15 protein-coding genes and 1 tRNA gene are annotated in these 17,148 nt (G+C 48.2%); 13 read left to right on the forward strand and 3 right to left on the reverse strand.

Going from position 1 to position 17,148, the window contains the following annotated elements:
* Window positions 1-51: 51 nt before the first annotated feature.
* The 11 genes from LX99_RS21050 to LX99_RS26495 are packed head-to-tail and all read left to right on the forward strand — an operon-like array spanning window position 52 to window position 11,337.
* Window positions 52-2,502 (forward strand): TraG family conjugative transposon ATPase, encoded by a 2,451-nt coding sequence (locus LX99_RS21050; RefSeq protein WP_109609623.1) that lies wholly within the window; start codon window positions 52-54, stop codon window positions 2,500-2,502.
* A gap of 2 nt (window positions 2,503-2,504) precedes the next feature.
* The gene (locus tag LX99_RS21055) at window positions 2,505-3,188 is read left to right on the forward strand and encodes a conjugal transfer protein TraI (RefSeq protein ID WP_245927976.1); all 684 of its coding nucleotides are present in this window, start codon (window positions 2,505-2,507) and stop codon (window positions 3,186-3,188) included.
* Between the two features lie 24 nt (window positions 3,189-3,212).
* The gene (locus LX99_RS21060; protein ID WP_109609624.1) at window positions 3,213-3,866 is read left to right on the forward strand and encodes a hypothetical protein; all 654 of its coding nucleotides are present in this window, start codon (window positions 3,213-3,215) and stop codon (window positions 3,864-3,866) included.
* Window positions 3,867-3,895: 29 nt separating this feature from the next.
* Complete coding sequence (locus tag LX99_RS21065) at window positions 3,896-4,543, forward strand: hypothetical protein (RefSeq protein ID WP_109609625.1); 648 nt, start codon at window positions 3,896-3,898, stop codon at window positions 4,541-4,543.
* 3 nt (window positions 4,544-4,546) lie between these two features.
* Window positions 4,547-5,668: a conjugative transposon protein TraJ gene (gene traJ / locus LX99_RS21070; protein WP_109609626.1), complete on the forward strand. Its 1,122-nt coding sequence runs from the start codon at window positions 4,547-4,549 to the stop codon at window positions 5,666-5,668.
* An 18-nt stretch (window positions 5,669-5,686) separates the two neighbouring features.
* Entirely contained in the window at window positions 5,687-6,292 is a 606-nt protein-coding gene (gene traK, locus LX99_RS21075; RefSeq protein WP_245927977.1) for a conjugative transposon protein TraK, read from the forward strand.
* 12 nt (window positions 6,293-6,304) lie between these two features.
* On the forward strand, window positions 6,305-7,432 hold the full coding sequence (locus LX99_RS21080) for a conjugative transposon protein TraM (protein ID WP_109609628.1): 1,128 nt from the start codon (window positions 6,305-6,307) through the stop codon (window positions 7,430-7,432).
* 10 nt (window positions 7,433-7,442) lie between these two features.
* Window positions 7,443-9,173: a hypothetical protein gene (locus LX99_RS21085; RefSeq protein WP_146203187.1), complete on the forward strand. Its 1,731-nt coding sequence runs from the start codon at window positions 7,443-7,445 to the stop codon at window positions 9,171-9,173.
* A gap of 3 nt (window positions 9,174-9,176) precedes the next feature.
* Window positions 9,177-9,470, forward strand: coding sequence for a hypothetical protein (locus tag LX99_RS21090; protein ID WP_109609630.1), 294 nt, complete (start codon window positions 9,177-9,179; stop codon window positions 9,468-9,470).
* A gap of 5 nt (window positions 9,471-9,475) precedes the next feature.
* Window positions 9,476-9,667, forward strand: coding sequence for a hypothetical protein (locus tag LX99_RS21095; protein WP_109609631.1), 192 nt, complete (start codon window positions 9,476-9,478; stop codon window positions 9,665-9,667).
* A 53-nt stretch (window positions 9,668-9,720) separates the two neighbouring features.
* Window positions 9,721-11,337 (forward strand): recombinase family protein, encoded by a 1,617-nt coding sequence (locus LX99_RS26495; protein ID WP_407937411.1) that lies wholly within the window; start codon window positions 9,721-9,723, stop codon window positions 11,335-11,337.
* Here the strand turns inward: LX99_RS26495 and LX99_RS21105 are convergent.
* A tRNA-Met gene (locus LX99_RS21105) sits at window positions 11,294-11,369 on the reverse strand. The genes LX99_RS26495 and LX99_RS21105 overlap by 44 nt on opposite strands.
* Before the next feature lie 149 nt (window positions 11,370-11,518).
* Here LX99_RS21105 and era point away from each other — a divergent pair.
* Window positions 11,519-12,394 (forward strand): GTPase Era, encoded by an 876-nt coding sequence (era, locus tag LX99_RS21110; protein ID WP_022830702.1) that lies wholly within the window; start codon window positions 11,519-11,521, stop codon window positions 12,392-12,394.
* Window positions 12,395-12,535: 141 nt separating this feature from the next.
* The gene (gene der, locus LX99_RS21115) at window positions 12,536-13,837 is read left to right on the forward strand and encodes a ribosome biogenesis GTPase Der (protein WP_109609632.1); all 1,302 of its coding nucleotides are present in this window, start codon (window positions 12,536-12,538) and stop codon (window positions 13,835-13,837) included.
* Window positions 13,838-13,938: 101 nt separating this feature from the next.
* Here der and LX99_RS21120 read toward each other — a convergent pair whose 3' ends face one another.
* The gene (locus LX99_RS21120; protein WP_109609669.1) at window positions 13,939-15,549 is read right to left on the reverse strand and encodes a DUF5597 domain-containing protein; all 1,611 of its coding nucleotides are present in this window, start codon (window positions 15,547-15,549) and stop codon (window positions 13,939-13,941) included.
* 190 nt (window positions 15,550-15,739) lie between these two features.
* On the reverse strand, window positions 15,740-17,134 hold the full coding sequence (locus LX99_RS21125; RefSeq protein WP_109609633.1) for a hypothetical protein: 1,395 nt from the start codon (window positions 17,132-17,134) through the stop codon (window positions 15,740-15,742).
* Window positions 17,135-17,148: the final 14 nt, after the last annotated feature.

Below are 17,148 nucleotides of genomic sequence, written 5' to 3' on the forward strand. Positions count from 1 at the left end.
GTAGAGAGGGCTTAGAAGTGTCAAAGATTCAATTGAAATAGATCAGTGCAAATGGAAAAAGAATTAAAAAATATATTGCCCATCATGGGCATCGAGCATGACTGTATCCTGTCCAAACAAGGCGAATACACGGTGGCTTACCGGGTACAACTACCGGAAATATTTACGCTGTCCAACGAGGATTATGAAAATATGCACCAGGCCTGGGTCAAGGCGGTCCGGGTGTTGCCTAAAGACAGCGTGCTGCATAAACAGGATTGGTTTACCCAACGAAAAGTTACCGCTGGTGAGGAAAAAAACCAAAACTTCCTGTCAGCGGCTGCCCAAAATTATTTCGAGGGTCGGCCTTATTTACAGCATGACTGCCTGCTGTACCTGAGCAAAAAACCGCAGGGCCGGCCCAAAAGCAGTTCATTGTTCTCGACCCTGCTGCGACCGACTTTAGTGCCGAAGGAAACCCTGCAGGCGCAGGCACGCCAGGAATTTCTAAATACCTGCACGCAATTCAAACGGCTGCTGGAAGATACCCGTTTGATCACTTTAATCCGGCTAACTTCCCCCGACCTGCAAAGCCAGCTGAAAAAGACCGGTTTGATCGAACGCTATTGTTTCCTCTCCGAAGATGATAGCCAGTTGCTCATCAAGGATATCAGCCTGTCGGACAGCGTTCGTATCGGCAGCCAGCAAATGGCCGTTTACTCCCTGGGCGATGCCGAACAATTGCCCTCGCAATGCGGCTCGCGGCTGACCTATGATGAGTATTCTACCGACCAGACCCGCTTCCCGGTAAGTTTTGCGGCAGGTTTGGGCTTATTATTGGATTGCAGCCATATCTATAACCAGTATGTGCTGGTCGGCGACGCGCAGGCTACTTTACGCCAGCTGGAGAAAAAGCGTCTGCGCCTGCAATCGCTGTCCGCTTATTCCCGCGAGAACGCCATCTCCCTGGAGGCCACCAACGATTTCCTGAACGAAGCCATCAGCCAGCAGCGCCTGCCGGTCAAAGCGCATTGCAATGTGATGATCTGGTCGGCCGATGAAAACAAACTCAAAGAGAACGGCAATAAAGTCGTATCAGCTTTGGCCGCAATGGATGCTGCCGGTAAAACCGAAACCGATGGTGCCGCGCAGATCTGGTGGGCAGGCATCCCCGGCAATGGCGGTGACTTTCCGCTCAATGATACATTTGACACGTTCGCTGAGCAGGCGGCCTGCTTCTTTAACCTGGAAAGTAATTACCGCAGCGACCCGTCCGCCGAGGGTATCCGTTTTTGCGACCGCCTGAATGCGAGACCTGTATATGCTGATCTTTATGATGCGCCGCGCCACAATGGCATCACCAGCAATATGGGCACGCTGGTTTGCGGTACATCCGGCGGCGGCAAATCCATGACCGTCAACCATATCCTGCGCTCGCTTTATGACCAGGGCGCGCATTGCGTGACCGTTGATATCGGCGGTAGTTATAAGGGACTTTGCGGTTTGGTCGGTGGCTACTATTTCACCTATGAGGAAAACAACCCGATCAAATTCAATCCTTTCTATTTGGGCAAAGGCGATGTGCTGGATACCGAGAAGAAGGAAAGCCTGAAAGCCTTACTGGTGTCCTTATGGAAAGGGGAAAATGAAACCTTTAACCGGGCGGAGTATGTGGCGCTATCCAATGCCTTGCAGGGATATTATGAGCTTCTGGCAAAAAATGACCGCTTATTCCCCGGCTTCAATTCTTTCTACGACTACCTCGAAACGGACTACCGCCAGGTGCTGCAAAGCCACCGGGTCAAGGAAAGGGACTTTGATATGGATAATTTCCTGTATGTGTTGCGGCCTTATTACAAAGGAGGTGAGTTCGACTTCCTGCTGAATGCCACGGAAAATCTCGAACTGCTCAGCCAGCCCTTCGTCGTTTTTGAACTGGACCAGATCAAAGATCATCCGATCCTTTTCCCGGTCTGCACGCTTATCATCACCGAGTTGTTTATTTCTAAAATGCGCAAGTTGCCGGGATTACGCAAAGTGCTGACGATCGATGAGGCCTGGAAAGCCATCGCTAAATCCGGGATGGCCGAATTCCTGCGCTACGCTTTTAAGACCATCCGCAAGTTTAACGGTATCCCTATCGTGATCACCCAAGAACTGGATGATCTCGTTAACTCCCCGGTCATCAAGGATGCCATTATCAATAATGCAGATATCAAGATCCTGATGGACATGCGCAAGTTCCAGGGCAAGTTCGGCAAGCTGCAGGACGCGCTGGGCCTTTCCGATAAAGGCAAAACCATCCTGCTCTCGGTCAACAAGGACAACCGCGAGATCTTCATCGATATCGGCGGGCAGGTGATGAAAGTTTATAAAAATGAACTCTGCCCGGAAGAATATTACGCCTTTACTACCGAAGGGCGCGAACGGGTGAAAGTGCTGGAATATGCCGAAAAGTACGGCAGCATCGAAGCGGGCATCAAAGCCCTCGTCGCTGAAAAACAAAACACAAAAGCTGCTTAACCATGAAAAGAAAAATAAAAATACAGACCATCATCACCGCCGCCCTTATTTTTTCCCTCTCCGGAACGACCGTGGAAGCGCAGATACCCGGCGTTAGCCTGGTCACCGGCGTGATCAAAAAAGTGATCGTCGCTATTGACCTGAAAGTGCAGCAATTGCAGAACCAGACCATCGCCCTGCAAAACGCCGAACAGCAGTTGGAAAACTCGTTGCACCTCAACAGCCTGAACAATATTTCCGGCTGGCTGGGCAAAGAAAAAGACCTGTATGCCGGCTATTACCAGGAACTCAACAAAGTGCGCGGCCTGATCGCCGGCTACGATGCTGTCAAAAGCGTGATACGCCAGCAAAAGCAACTGGTCAGCGAATACCGGCAGGCCAGCTCGCTGTTCAAACGTGACGCGCATTTCTCGTCTGGTGAGCTTAGCTACATGGGTAATATCTATAACGGCATTTTACAGGAAAGCCTGCGCAACCTCGATCAACTGCTGATGGCCGTCAGCGACTTCAGCACGCAGATGGATGATGCCGAGCGCCTCCAAAAGATCGGACAGGCAGCCAAAGCCATGCAAACCAACCTCGACCACCTGCGCCAGTTCAACCGGCAGAACGCCGGCCTGAGCCTGATGCGCGCCAATGATGCGCAGGACCGGCAAAATGTAAAACAGCTTTATGGCATCCAGTGATCAGAAACATTAAACACCATAGATATGAAAATAGCAGTAATAAACCTTTTAATTTTTTCCCTCGCCAGCCTGGGCTTCACTCAGGCACAGGCGCAATTCCTCGGTGGCTTTTTCAGCCAGCAAAAACAGCAGCGCAAGCTCATGGCCGAGCAGATCGCCCAATATGAGCTTTATTTAAGTGCCATTAAAACCGGCTATCACGTTGCCGAAACGGGGCTGAACGCTGTCCAGGAGTTAAAGAACGGCACATTTAATTTACATGAGGCCTATTTCAATTCCCTGGAACAGGTCAACCCGCTGATCCAAAGCGATCCCAAAGGCAAGACCATAGCCGATCTGAACGCGCAAACGCTGAAACGCTTTTCAGATGAATGGACCTGGCAGCAGCAACAGAAGCAATTAACGACGAGCGAACTGTCTTATTTCCAGAAAGTGCAGGCCAATATCGCCGCAAAATGCCAGCTGGATATAAATGAATTAACGGATGTGCTGACACCGGGTAGACTGCAACTGACCGATGCGCAGCGGTTGGGCCGGCTGGATAAGATCTATGAGCGAATGAAGGACAAATTTGCATTTGCCGGTTCATTCACGGGTAAATGTCGTAAGCTGGCGACCGGACGCAAAAACAGTCGGCAGGACAAGGACCAACTTAAAAAGTTGTACGGTATCCAGTAATAACGATCAAAAAGTGAAGGAGATCAGTGATGAAGAAAATAGCAATAACCCTTTTAGTAAGCCTTAGCCTGGCGGTAGCCACACCGCTTAGCAGCCGGGCGCAGTCCGTTGCGGACGTGATCCAGCAACTGGTGCTGGACTATCGAAAGCTGGCCAGTCTCAAAAATATCCTCGGTCAGATGTACACCGGTTATACCGTGCTGAGCAAAGGTTACGGGGCAGTCAAAGCGGTAGCGCAGGGCAACTTTAGCTTGCATGAAGCTTTCCTCGATGGCTTGTACCTTGTTAGCCCGGCGGTACGAAAATATCCCCGCCTTACGGATATCATCAATGACCAGGCGCAACTGGTCTGGGAGTATAAAAGTGCCTCTGGCAATTTTAACCGTAGCGGAAAATTCGATCCCGATGAACTCGCCTACATGATGACGGTCTATAATAATCTCGTGAGCCAAAGCTTGAAAAATTTGGATGCCCTGTCGTTGATCGTCACGGACAGTCAACTGCGGATGAGCGATGCCGAACGGCTCACGGCCATCGACGGCATTTATCTCGAAAGCCACAATCAATTGGTTTACCTGCGCAAATTCAATGACCAGGCCGCGCGCATTAGCTGGCAGCGTTCGCAGGGAGCCGCGGATAAACAAAGTGTCAGAGATGTTTACGGTATAACCCAGTAACTCATGAAAAGAAAGATCTTAAAGATGGCCTTCGCAGCCATCCTGGCCATACTCATGCCTTTATTTTCCCATGCGGCAGGGATAGCCGATGACCTCCACGGTTTGCAGGGCGTACTCGCTCGGCTTTATGATCAGATGATGCCTTTGTGCCAGGGGATGATCGGCGTATCCCGCGGTATCGCCGGTTTCGCCGCGCTGTGGTATATCGGTGCCCGGATCTGGAAACACCTGGCAGCGGCTGAACCGATCGATGTTTACCCCTTGCTGCGTCCGTTCGCCATCGGTTTTTGCATCGCCGCTTTCCCGCTGGTGCTTAACCTCATTAACGGCGTACTGCAACCGGTGGTAACCGCTACTGAAAGCATGGTGACCAATACCAATCAGGCCATCGCCCGTTTGCTGGCAGACGGTAAACCTGATGCGGCCGATGTATCGCCCAATGATACCAATTCAGATCCCGATAAATGGTACCAGTACAGCCATCCCGATGGCACCGCCACCGATGCCGGGAGTAGCAACCCGATCTCCGATGCTTTTTCTGGCTGGAGTATCAAGAACTGGGCACGAAAATTTATCGCAGAGGTGCTTAAGGTGCTTTTTCAGGCAGCGGCGTTATGTCTGGATACCATCCGCACGTTCAAGCTGATCGTGCTGGCCATTCTCGGCCCGCTTTGTTTTGGTCTCAGCATTTTCGAGGGTTTTCAGCATAGCCTGAAGCAGTGGCTGGCGCGCTACGTCAATGTCTTTATGTGGCTGCCAGTCGCCAACATCTTCGGGGCGATCATCGCCAAGATCGAGGAGAACATGATCATAGGTATCCAAAACGGCGCGCCTGATCTCGGCGATCAGAACACGGCCTACCTGATCTTTTTACTGATCGGCATTGTCGGCTATTTCACCGTACCAAGTGTGGCCAACTATATCATGAACGTCGGTGGCCATGCACTTTTCAGCAAAACCAGCGCATTGGCTTCAATGGCTGTCAGTTACTTCAGCGGCTCCGTCATGCAAAGTTTTAACCGCGGCAGCAATACCCAAAACAATCAGCAAACTACCAATAACCAACAGGGCAACACGCAGAGTTTCAACAAAAGCAAGCTCTCCGGCAGTCCGCCAAAAAAATAGCGAACCATGTTTAAGAAAATGAAAAATTTAGAAACAGCCTTTCAGCATGTACGTGGTTTTACCATCGCCATTGTGATCGGCGCATTTGTGACCATTGGCTTTACGGCCTGGCAGGACAAACAAAGATCCCTCGCCCTGCAAAACAAGGTCTATATCATCTCCGGCAACACCGCCTGGTCAGCAGTGGCGGTAGATAAAAGCGCTTACCTGCCGATGGAGATCCGCGGCCATGTACGGGCCTTCCACGAAGCCTTCTTTACGCTTGATCCGGATGAAAAAGTCATCAGGCAGAACCTGAGCAAAGCGCTTTACCTCGCCGATGGCTCCGCCAAGAAAGTATATGACAGCTTATCGGTCAGCGGCTATTATTCCGGCATCATCGCCGGGAATATCAGCCAGCGCATCAATGTGGACAGTGTGCAGGTCGATACCCGCGTTTCACCCTACCATTTCCGCTGCTATGCTACGCTGCATCTGATCCGTTCGACCAGCAATGTCAGCCAAAGCCTGATCACTGAAGGCGACCTGCGGGAGGTCAGCCGCAGCGATAATAACCTGCTCGGCTTTCTGATCGAGCATTGGAATACCATCGAAAACAAAGTATTAACCGTGAGCAATCATTAATCCATAATCATTATGAAAACGAACATCATCAGTTTAAAAGACCAGCGCAAAAGAAAGATCCTGCTGGCTATGCCACCCATCGTCTTTTGCTTTACGACCATCTTATTCATGGCCTTTGGCGGCGGCCAGGGCGAACAGGCGAAAGCTGCACCCAACAAGGGGTTGAGCATGAAGTTGCCATCGGCCATTATCGCGGAAGATCAGACTGGCGACAAAATGAGCTTTTACGATCAGGCACGTGCTGACTCTTTAAAAAAGCAACAACTCCGCAGGGCCGACCCTTTCGCACAAAACCAAAGCGACAGCCTCAACCGCTTAACCGGCGCTTACACCGGTGGTGCTTTTTCCGCTCACCAGCCCGGCTTTGACATAAACGAATATGGCAGCCGGAATAATAGCCCTGCGGAAAACGAAGCCAGGATAAGTCAGCGGCTGAGCCAATTGCAGGCGTTGATCAATAAGCCGCAGCCCTCGCCCCTTGATCAACCGGTTAAAAAGCCGATGAACGCTTTACCGGATTCCATACTGAAACCAAGCGTGGGTGCAGAAGATCCTGAATTGAAGCAGATGAATGGCCTGCTGGAAAAGATACTGGATATCCAGCACCCGGAACGGGTGAAGGCTTCGGCGGAAAGATCGGGCGCTGCAGCTCCGGTTAAAAAATTCCGTGCGATACCGGCGGTTGTGGACGGCACACAAAAAATCGTACAGGGTACGGTGGTCCGTCTGAAATTAACGGATACGGTGACGCTCGGCGGACAGTTGTATGCCAAAGGGCAGCGCATCTATGGGAGCGGCAATCTGTCCAACCAGCGCTACACGCTCAATATCAAAAGCATCCATGTAGGCTATAACTTTTATCCCGTTGACCTGACGGTATTCGACCAGACGGATGGCCTGGAAGGCATCAGCGTGCCGGAGGCGGTAACCGGTGACGTTTTACGCGATGGGGCGATAAGCGGGCTGCAGAATATGGACATCATGAGTTTCGATCCATCGATGACAGCGCAGCTGACCACGGCCGGTATCAATACAGCGAAAGGGCTTTTCAGTAAGAAGGTCAAACGGGTGAAAGCCAAGATCAGGGACGGCCACCTTTTGCTGTTGCGGGATAACCTGGAAGTTAAAACAGTACACTAAAATGGCAGCTATGTCGCTCACAGAGAGAGAACAATTCAAAGAAGCTTTAGACGCAGCCTTGACGGAAGGTACACCCTGGGTTGCTTTTGATGAACAGCCGGAAAAGGAACTGCATATAGATGACCTGCATTTTTTCGCTTCAGCAAGCGCTGCGGAAAAGTTCTGCGATGAAGCTAATGGCGAATGGGACTTTGTGGAGCAGATGTTCAATTTTAAAAACTTTCACTATATGTCCATAGCGGGCTTGCGGGCTGACCTTGATTTGCGTCTGGATAAGCAGGTGAATATCGAGGCCATCGTCCATGACCTGGCGGCACAAAACCTGTACCTCTTGCCCGGTAAACGTACAGATGACCTCGAAAGCGATTTAGTAGCAGGACAGTACCACCCCGTTTGCTACCAGCGGCAGATCGATCCGTTAATGGCGATCGCCGACTATACGGTAGTCAGCCATAAGCACACCGGTGGACAGGTTTACGAGATCGGCCACGCCGTAGTGATCATGAAAACGTTTGACACTTACAAGGATGCGCAGACCTTTTTGGATAGTGCGGTATTCTATAGTGAATTGTCCGATAAAGGTTTGGATTATGTACTGGTCGGCCGTTTCCACAACCGGCAGTTAGAGGTGGATATGGAGGGTCATGCCCTGCCGCATACCGGCCTGACGCTTTTAACAGCGGTACATAACCATGAACACGGCTACGATTACCACGAAGTGCAATCCTTATTTCAACCCGCTACGGTCACACAGTATTTCTTCGCGGGGTTACATGACGGCCGGCTGGCGCTTTTCAATGACAAACTGGAGCCTGCCACCATTGGTCAGCCTCATCAGCCGTTTTATCCCGCTTATTATAAACACGATTATTTAACCACTAAAAATTTCAGCAATATGAATGAGCAAAGTTTTGATTATGTAAAGACACAATTGTTTTACCTGGGCTTCGGCGAAGAGATCGCCAAACCGCTGCGCGAGAAAATGGAGAAGAACCTGGCGGAATTTGAACTGACGCATGTGCGCAAGTTCGGGCAGGATGAAACCCATTCGGTATTACATTTCTCAAAAGGGGATCAAATGGATAAGGATATGACTTTCTTTAACCGTGCCGAGGTGACCCTGAAACAACCCGGCAAGGAGGATCTGATGCAGAATTTCTATTACGGAAAGGATTATAACTATACGCTGCAGGAGCGCTATAACATGATGGATGGCCGGGCTGTTTACCGGGAGCAGCCCAAAGTAGCACCAAAAGAGGAGAACGGCGAAACGAGGATGAAGCCGACCGGCGAAACTTATTTCGCTTGGCGCGCGCTGGATTTCAAGAACGCGGACAAGTACGGGAATTTTTTTCCTAAAAATATGTTTTGGAACCATCAAAAGGAAATAGGCAAATATCCGATCAAAGGGATCGAAGAGAACTATGATAAGCAAAGGCTGATCGCCAAACTGGAAAAAGGTAATAAGGTAGATGTGATCCTGTTGAGGGATGGGCAGGAGATGCCTGCCAAAATGGTGGCCAATCCAAAAATGGGGCGTTTGGATTTTTACGACAGTAATGGGCAGATTCTGATCGTCCGCAAAGTAGAAAAGCAGGCGGTCGAACAAACCCAACAAAAGGAGTTGACCCCGCAGGAAGTGCAAAAAGCGGCTATCGCCCGTGCGGCGGAACAAAAGCAAAGTGAAGGTGCTACGGAGCAAAAACAAGAGCAGCGTCGCAGACAGGGTGTTCGTGTTTAAATTATGGAAACAGGCAGGCTTTTAGCAGCATTCTTTTCCGCCATTCAAAAAGATGGCCGGATTTGCAGCGCCCATATCGGCCTGTATGCCACGTTGCTCCAGGTATGGCAGCAACGTGGTTTTCCTAACCATATTGAAGTGTACAGCCATGAACTTATGCCGCTTGCCCGGATATCTTCGCGGTCCACTTACCATAACTGCATCCGTGACCTGCATGACTTTGGTTATCTACAATATGAACCTTCATTTAACAAAAAGCTGCGAAGCAAGATATTATTGCGGCAGTTGGACAATTGATACTAATGGCAGACGAAGCGAAAAATTATAAGCGGTCTTTCCGTGATGCTGACCTGACGATCGATGAGATAAGGAGTTGCAAAGGGTTTGAACATTTTACAGACGAACAGGCGTTGCAAGTAATTGCTAACTTCAAGGAATTCAGCCTGATCGTTTTCAATTATTATCGCAGGAACTTGCGAAAACGCTTGGAATAAACACTGAAAATGCCTATTTTGTATAGTATAAAATAAAGCATTTTGATACGATTATGTCCGGAAGCTCACTTTTCAGAACTTTTGCCAAAGGCACAGATCCGGCCCTGACCACGAAGGGTACCAACTGTGTGATCTATACGCGCGTCAGCAGTAAAGAGCAGGCAGATAAGAACCTCAGTTTAGAAACCCAGCAAAAAGCGTGTAACTTATACGCGCAAAAGCACGGCTATAATATCCTTGAACACTTTGGCGGCACTTATGAAAGCGCCCAGACCGATGAGCGCAAGGAATTCACCGCGATGATCTCCTATGTAAAGCGGTCAAAGTCTAAAGTTTCCTATATTCTTGTTTATAGCCTTGAACGTTTTTCAAGGAACGATAACTCGATATGGCTGACCAATCAGTTGCGCGCATTAGGTATCGAGATCGTTTCAGTCACCCAGCCGATTGATACGTCCAATCCTTCCGGGCAGTTGCAGCAGAAAATGCTGTTCCTTTTTGGCGAGTTCGACAATCAGCTTCGCAAGCAAAAATGTGTCGCCGGTATGAAAGAGATGTTGCTGCGTGGTTATTGGCCTGCACATCCGCCTATGGGTTATGATACGATGCGGTCGCACGGCGAACAGAAGATCTTCATCAATGAGAAAGGCCAATTGATTAGGCAAGCCTTTCACTGGAAAGCCCATGAAGGGCTATCAAATGAACAGATCCGCATGCGCCTGGGCCGGATGGGGTTACGCATTCACAAACAGCGCCTCACCGAGATCTTCCGTAATCCCTTCTATTGCGGTTTACTGACACACAATATGCTCGACGGACAGGTGGTAGAGGGCAAACATGAAAAGATGATCTCCAAAACGCTTTTCTTGCAGGTCAATGATCTGATCGCAAAACATACGCAAGGTTATCGTGTGGTTGAGGAAAACGACGCTTTACCCTTGAAGCGGTTCCTGCATTGCGCAAACTGTGGCAAAATGCTGCGTGGCTACGAGGTCAAAAAGAAAGGTATACATTATTACAAATGCTGCACACAAGGCTGTAACAATAATAAAAACGCTAACCAACTAAATGATAGGTTCGCTTCGGTCTTAGATTATTTTAACCTTGACTATACCAGTGACGTGATGGAGCGTTTTATTGACCAGATGGATGCCACCTACAACCAAATGACCCGCGATAATACGGATGAGCGCCAGCTGGCGAGAAAGCGTTTGGATGAGATCGATAAAAAATTAGACCGTTATGAAGAGCGCTTTATGGATGAGGAGATCACTAAAGAACAATATAAAAAGTTCGGTGAAAAACTAGTGGCCGAAAAGCAGGAGATCGAAAAAGCGCTGAACATGGCGACAGGACAAAAGTCGAACCTGGAGAAGTATATGGGTTTAGCTATTAATTTCGCTTCAAAACTGCGTTTTTCTTGGGTAAATGGGGACTATACATTGAAGCAGAATATCCAGTTTTTGCTATTCCCTAAGGGCATTTCTTATGATCGGTCCACTGACAAGTGTCGAACCACGCAAATAAATTCTGTGTTTTTGTATATCGCTTATTTACAGCAGATTATAAGCAAAAAAAGAAGAGGCATACCCGAGTTAAACCTCGATTATGCCTCTTTGTCCTCTTTGGTAGCGGGAGCAGGACTCGAACCTACGACCTTCGGGTTATGAGCCCGACGAGCTACCAACTGCTCCATCCCGCACTGTATTAATGTGCTATATATTTGAGATCCGGTCATAACCCCGGAAAGTTCCTTCCAATTATCAAAATGCAAATTTGCACTCCGTTTTAATTGGACTGCAAAGATATAATTCGTTTCTTTGCAGTCCAAATATATTTTTAATTATTTTTATGGCTCATCAGGCAGGTTTTGTAAGTATAATAGGTAAGCCCAACGCGGGGAAATCAACCCTTATGAACGCGCTGGTGGGCGAAAAAATGTCAATCATCACCCCAAAGGCGCAAACTACGCGTCACCGTATTTTGGGTATTGTGAATGATGAAAACTACCAGATTGTATTTTCGGATACCCCTGGCGTGATCAAACCACACTACGCCCTGCACGAAAGCATGATGCACCAGGTAGACGGCTCCATTGTTGATGCCGACCTGATTTTGCTGGTTACCGACATTTACGAAGAATACGATGAAGCCGACGTATTGAGAAAACTTGAAAAATCTGACGCGCCCCTCGCCATCCTGATCAACAAAATTGACCAAAGCGATGAGGAAACCGTAAAAAAGAAAGTTGAGTTTTGGCAGGAGAAACTAAACCCGAAAGCCATTTTCGCTATCTCGGCTTTGCACGGGCACAATATCAAAGCCATTATGGATTTCGTAATTGAGAACCTGCCAGAACATCCGCCCTATTACGAAAAGGATGCCCTGACCGACAGGAACGACCGTTTCTTCGCTTCGGAGATGATCCGCGAGCAGGTGTTTAAGCAGTACAAAAAGGAAATTCCGTATAGCACCGAGGTTATTGTTACGGCTTTCATCGAGGGTGAGAAACTTTACCGCATCAGTGCCGAGATCATTGTGGAGCGCGAATCGCAAAAAAATATCCTCATCGGCAAAAACGGCGAGATGCTGAAAATTGTAGGCACTTACGCCCGCCGTTCGATGGAAGACTTTTTTCAACGCAAAGTTTTCCTCGAAACTTTTGTAAAGGTAATTCCCGATTGGCGCGACAAGAAGAATTACCTGAAACAATTCGGGTACGAATAAATACAGATATGAGAATTGAGACGTGAGATTTGAGAATAAAATAACACGCTCTGTTTTTAAAGCATTAATTTTGATGTTGATTTTAGATGAGTATGAACCATTGTCTCATATCTCACATCTCACATCTCAAATCTAAACAACATGAGTAACATAGTAGCCATTGTGGGCAGGCCCAACGTAGGCAAATCAACATTATATAACCGCTTAACCGAAAGCCGTAAAGCTATTGTAGACGATTTTAGCGGTGTAACACGCGACAGGCATTACGGCCTGGCCGAATGGCTTAACCACAACTTTACCGTTATTGATACCGGCGGCTATGTGGCCAACTCCGACGATGTTTTTGAGGCAGCCATTCGTGAGCAGGTAGATATCGCTATTGAAGAGGCTACCGTAGTGCTGTTTGTGGTTGATGTAACCACAGGCATCACCGATCTGGATGATGAAATAGCAAGCCGGTTGCGCAAGAGCAAAAAGCCTGTTTTTGTAGTGGTAAACAAGCTGGATAACAACAACCAGGTTGCCGATGCCATGGTGTTTTACAGCCTCGGCCTTGGCGAGATCTTTACGATCTCATCAATGACAGGCTCCGGTACCGGCGAGTTGCTTGACGAAGTGGTTAAACACTTTGAAGATGAAGACCCTGAAGAAAATACGCGCCCTAAATACGCCATTGTTGGCCGCCCTAACGTGGGTAAATCATCTATTATCAACGCGCTACTGGGGAAGGACCGCAATATTGTTACCCCGATAGCCGGTACCACCCGCGATTCTATCCATATCCATTACAACCAGTACGGTCATGACTTTATGCTGGTTGATACTGCCGGTTTGCGTAAAAAAACCAAGGTGAAGGAAAATATCGAGTTCTACTCGGTAATGCGTACCATCAAAGCACTGGAAGAGGCAGATGTAGTGATCTTGATGATAGATGCTGTTGAAGGCTTTGAATCGCAGGATATCAGTATCTTTCACCTGGCCGAAAAAAATAAAAAAGGTATTGTTATCGTGGTGAACAAATGGGATTTGATTGAGAAGAACAGCAAAACCATTAAAGTATTTGAAGAGCAGATTCGCGACAAAATCGCTCCGTTTACCGATGTGCCTATTGTATTTACTTCGGTAACCGAAAAACAAAGGGTTTTAAAAGTGATTGATGTGGCTAACCAGGTTTATGAAAACCGTGCCCGTAAAATCCCGACCTCGAAACTGAACGAGGTGATGCTGCCCATTATCGAAAACTATCCTCCGCCTGCAATAAAAGGCAAATACGTTAAAATAAAATACATTACCCAAATAGCAGGAACGTCACCCATGTTCGCGTTTTTCTGTAATCTGCCCCAGTATGTAAAGGAACCGTACTACCGCTTTATTGAAAATAAACTCCGCGAGCATTTTGATTTTTCGGGCGCACCGGTACAGGTTTGGTTTAGGCAGAAGTAACCTGATGGTTAGGATTTTGCGTTTCTGTGAGTTGAAATGGGATGCTCTTGTTTCAACTTATCGAACCGCTTCTTTGTATTTTCGCACCGAATGAGGCAGTTTTATCGCACAACTAAAGAAATCTGTAATACTGTTGTTTTTGCGCCTGTGCCCGGCCCTCCCCAGTCTGTTTCATCGCCATTCAGTATACGGAGGGGTTTAAATTCGCCATTCAGGTAAGTGCCTTCTTCAACCTTAAGGTATTGCCATGGCTTACCGGCATTGCTGCCGGTTGGTTTAAAAGTTAAATGGCAATGTGAACCAATCAACACAAATTTGTTTTCGGCAAGGGCAATCATCATCGCCTTGCCCAACAGAAGCTGATTGGTTTTAAGCGCATTTCCCGGTCCTGTTCCGAAACTAATGATGGCATCCCAGGCATCAAACTTAATGATTTGCCCGGCGTGGTCCTCATGCTCCACCACCGCTTTGATCTTTCCTTCAAAAGCCCATTGCGCAAGTTGGGGCATCATGGGTTTTGCCGCCTCGTATTCCCGGGCATACGTTGCAAGCCGCTCTGCCTTTTCATCGCCGCTGTAGCTTTCGCCATTGTCATCAATGCCAAATGGCGAAAAGCCGATGCCGCCATGGGCCAGTACATCATAAAAATAACGGGCATTTTCGGTGGTAAATCCTGCTTCGGGCACAAAAAGGGCATTGTCTGCCCGGGTGTACAGATCAATCACTTTTTGCACCCGCTCGCTGCCTTCTAAATAAATATCAGGTGCAAGCAGGTCGATGTGTGGCGCGGCTACCTTCCAGATGGGAATAACGTTATCTGTAGCGCCCCCACTTTCGTAACGCGTAGCAGGCGGATTGGTAAGCGGATCGCGCAGGGCTACGTTTACATACAAAGGTAGTGGATATTCGGCCTTACCTGCAGCGGCAACCTGGTCAATAAAGCGGGCTATCCACCAGGCCTGGAAATATTCGTCGGCCCTGTCCCCAAAAACACTTTTCCATGTGCCTTTAGCATTACCGGGTATGCTTAGCGCTTTAAGTACCGATGGTTTTAATAGCCCGGCCGGAACGTCGGCCTCAAACAATTTTTGCGCCTTTGCAGAATAATCCCTCACCGCGCCCCATGATCCGGGCTCATTTTCTACCTGTACCATAATTACCGTATGCTGCTGGTCGGCCTGCTTTAAATAATGCATTACCGCGGTAAAAGCGTTAATATCGGCATCTAAAGTAGCTTTCGAATGCGGCGAAGGTGAGTCTACCTCTTTACCGGCCGGGCCGGTTATATTGGGGTATTTTACGGCGTCCTGTTTCATCCATCCGGGCATATAATGGTTGCTCCCGTTTTTCCAGGTGCCGAACCACAGTAATACCAAACGTACCTGGTGTTGCCGCGCCTGGGTAAGCAAAGTATCAATTAACGAGAAATTAAATTTGTTAGGCTGCGGTTCCACCTGTTCCCAATAAAGCGGAATCTCGAGCGTATTGAGGTGCATTGCCGCGGCATATTGCCATACCTGCGGCAGCATAGCGGGCCATCCGCTGGAGTTATGGACCTGGCCCCCTAAAATTAAAAAAGGTTTGCCATCAACCAATAACGCATGCCTGCCATTTTTTTCGATGAGTGCAGGAATAGGATTGGTTTGTGCAACAGTTTTAACCGCTGCGCAAACCAATATAACACCGATGAATGCATTTTTTATTTTACCCATTGTTTTAACAATATGCCTGCCGATAAAATTAATATTTAGCGGCATTAGCAATAAATACTAAACCAACAGTTTATAAGCCGAAATTTGCAGGCGGCTCATGTAAGCGCATCCTTGGTTGGTATTTATATACTCCTGTTCTGCAAATCCGCCCTTTCCTCCGGGAGGGTTCAATTAAACATGCCGGCAAAAATCACATATTCATCATACCGGGCGTTATCCTCAAATAAACTTCAAAACCTACCGGCGCGCTGCCATATAGCGGTTTTAACGCCGATGGCGAAACGTTAAGCGTTCCCTGTACGCCACCGGTTATGTTAGTACTTTTAAAACTGCCCAAAATACGGTTAACGCCAAGGGTTAAGGCATTGATGTTTAAATCAGGATTGAGCGGGAACTGCTGTTCCAGGTCGAGTTCATGAGCGTCTTTTTGTACAAACTCATACCGTTCGTAAATAGCGGTTTTGTTGAGCTGCAAGGTATTTTCAAATAAAACAGAAGGCTGTGTACGCTTATTGCCTGAATAATGGTTTTGGCCGTAAACCAAGGTAGTTGCCACATAGCTGTTGATACCCAACATTTTGGTGTGGATAACCGAAGCGGTAAACCTGTTTACATTTTGCTGCGGTTCGGCTTCTTCCGGGCTGTGGATCCAACCGTTGGATATTTGCATGGCCCATTCTTTGGATGGGTTGTACGATAAGCGTACCGAATACGAATCAAACCTCGCTTTATCAAAATCATAACGGTACTCATCCGGTTCGCGGCCGGTAAATACCGAGCCTTCCAGTTTTACATTCTTTACACGGAAACCCAGCGTAGCCACACCAAAAGTGATATGGGTTGCATCCTGGTAATGATGGCTTAGGGGCGCGTCGGGGTTATTCATAGCCGATAACCGGTGCATAAATACCGGCGGCCCTAAAGCCGGTTCGCCCGGGTAACCAACCGAAAGCGAAATATCGGCATCCTTCGCCACGCGTTGTGTGTAAGCTACGCTTAATTCGGCAAACAAATCATGCGGATGCTGTTTATCAACCAGTTTATGCCCCTGGTACGATTCGCCGGTTTGGTACAGCAGGGGGTAACCACCTGCTCCCACCAAAAAAGGATCGAACGAGAACATGGTATTGACAGAAAACAAGCCGTTGCTGCCCACCTTGTGCTGTGTCATGAACATGAGCCAGTTGGGCGCGTCAAACTTACTTTTTCCGCCGCGTTTGCCGCTGTTAAATAAGTCCTGGTTATTATAGCGGGCAAAGAAACTGCCATGCACCATACTCATCCATTTTTTGCCATGAATCATATAACCGTATATCGGCGTTTCGTCGGGCACCCATGATGTTCCGGAGCCATCGCGGTTCATGGGTAAATCACGCGAAAATTGGCTGGTCATCATTAGGTGATGGTGCGTGGTGGTATCCATTTTCATATCGCCCATATCCATACCATCCATCATCATGGGTTTGGTGCTTTTCATGTTCATCTTTTTCTTCGCGCTATCAGTCATGTTCATTTCATGATGATGCTGGGCCAGGGCCGCCGTGCTTATCAAAAACAGGGCGACCAGTAAAATATGTTTTTTCATGAGTAGTTGGTAGC

This window comes from Mucilaginibacter oryzae (assembly GCF_003148845.1).
Taxonomy (GTDB): domain Bacteria; phylum Bacteroidota; class Bacteroidia; order Sphingobacteriales; family Sphingobacteriaceae; genus Mucilaginibacter; species Mucilaginibacter oryzae.

What these genes read in the sequence shown, in the direction of transcription:
- LX99_RS21085 (WP_146203187.1), top strand. Translation starts at nt 7,443, where the DNA reads ATGTCGCTCACAGAGAGAGAACAATTCAAAGAAGCTTTAGACGCAGCC.
- traK (WP_245927977.1), top strand. Translation starts at nt 5,687, where the DNA reads ATGAAAAATTTAGAAACAGCCTTTCAGCATGTACGTGGTTTTACCATC.
- LX99_RS21065 (WP_109609625.1), top strand. Translation starts at nt 3,896, where the DNA reads ATGAAGAAAATAGCAATAACCCTTTTAGTAAGCCTTAGCCTGGCGGTA.
- LX99_RS21120 (WP_109609669.1), bottom strand. Translation starts at nt 15,549, where the DNA reads ATGGGTAAAATAAAAAATGCATTCATCGGTGTTATATTGGTTTGCGCA.
- der (WP_109609632.1), top strand. Translation starts at nt 12,536, where the DNA reads ATGAGTAACATAGTAGCCATTGTGGGCAGGCCCAACGTAGGCAAATCA.
- LX99_RS21060 (WP_109609624.1), top strand. Translation starts at nt 3,213, where the DNA reads ATGAAAATAGCAGTAATAAACCTTTTAATTTTTTCCCTCGCCAGCCTG.
- LX99_RS26495 (WP_407937411.1), top strand. Translation starts at nt 9,721, where the DNA reads ATGTCCGGAAGCTCACTTTTCAGAACTTTTGCCAAAGGCACAGATCCG.
- LX99_RS21080 (WP_109609628.1), top strand. Translation starts at nt 6,305, where the DNA reads ATGAAAACGAACATCATCAGTTTAAAAGACCAGCGCAAAAGAAAGATC.
- traJ (WP_109609626.1), top strand. Translation starts at nt 4,547, where the DNA reads ATGAAAAGAAAGATCTTAAAGATGGCCTTCGCAGCCATCCTGGCCATA.
- LX99_RS21050 (WP_109609623.1), top strand. Translation starts at nt 52, where the DNA reads ATGGAAAAAGAATTAAAAAATATATTGCCCATCATGGGCATCGAGCAT.
- LX99_RS21125 (WP_109609633.1), bottom strand. Translation starts at nt 17,134, where the DNA reads ATGAAAAAACATATTTTACTGGTCGCCCTGTTTTTGATAAGCACGGCG.
- LX99_RS21055 (WP_245927976.1), top strand. Translation starts at nt 2,505, where the DNA reads ATGAAAAGAAAAATAAAAATACAGACCATCATCACCGCCGCCCTTATT.
- LX99_RS21090 (WP_109609630.1), top strand. Translation starts at nt 9,177, where the DNA reads ATGGAAACAGGCAGGCTTTTAGCAGCATTCTTTTCCGCCATTCAAAAA.
- LX99_RS21095 (WP_109609631.1), top strand. Translation starts at nt 9,476, where the DNA reads ATGGCAGACGAAGCGAAAAATTATAAGCGGTCTTTCCGTGATGCTGAC.
- era (WP_022830702.1), top strand. Translation starts at nt 11,519, where the DNA reads ATGGCTCATCAGGCAGGTTTTGTAAGTATAATAGGTAAGCCCAACGCG.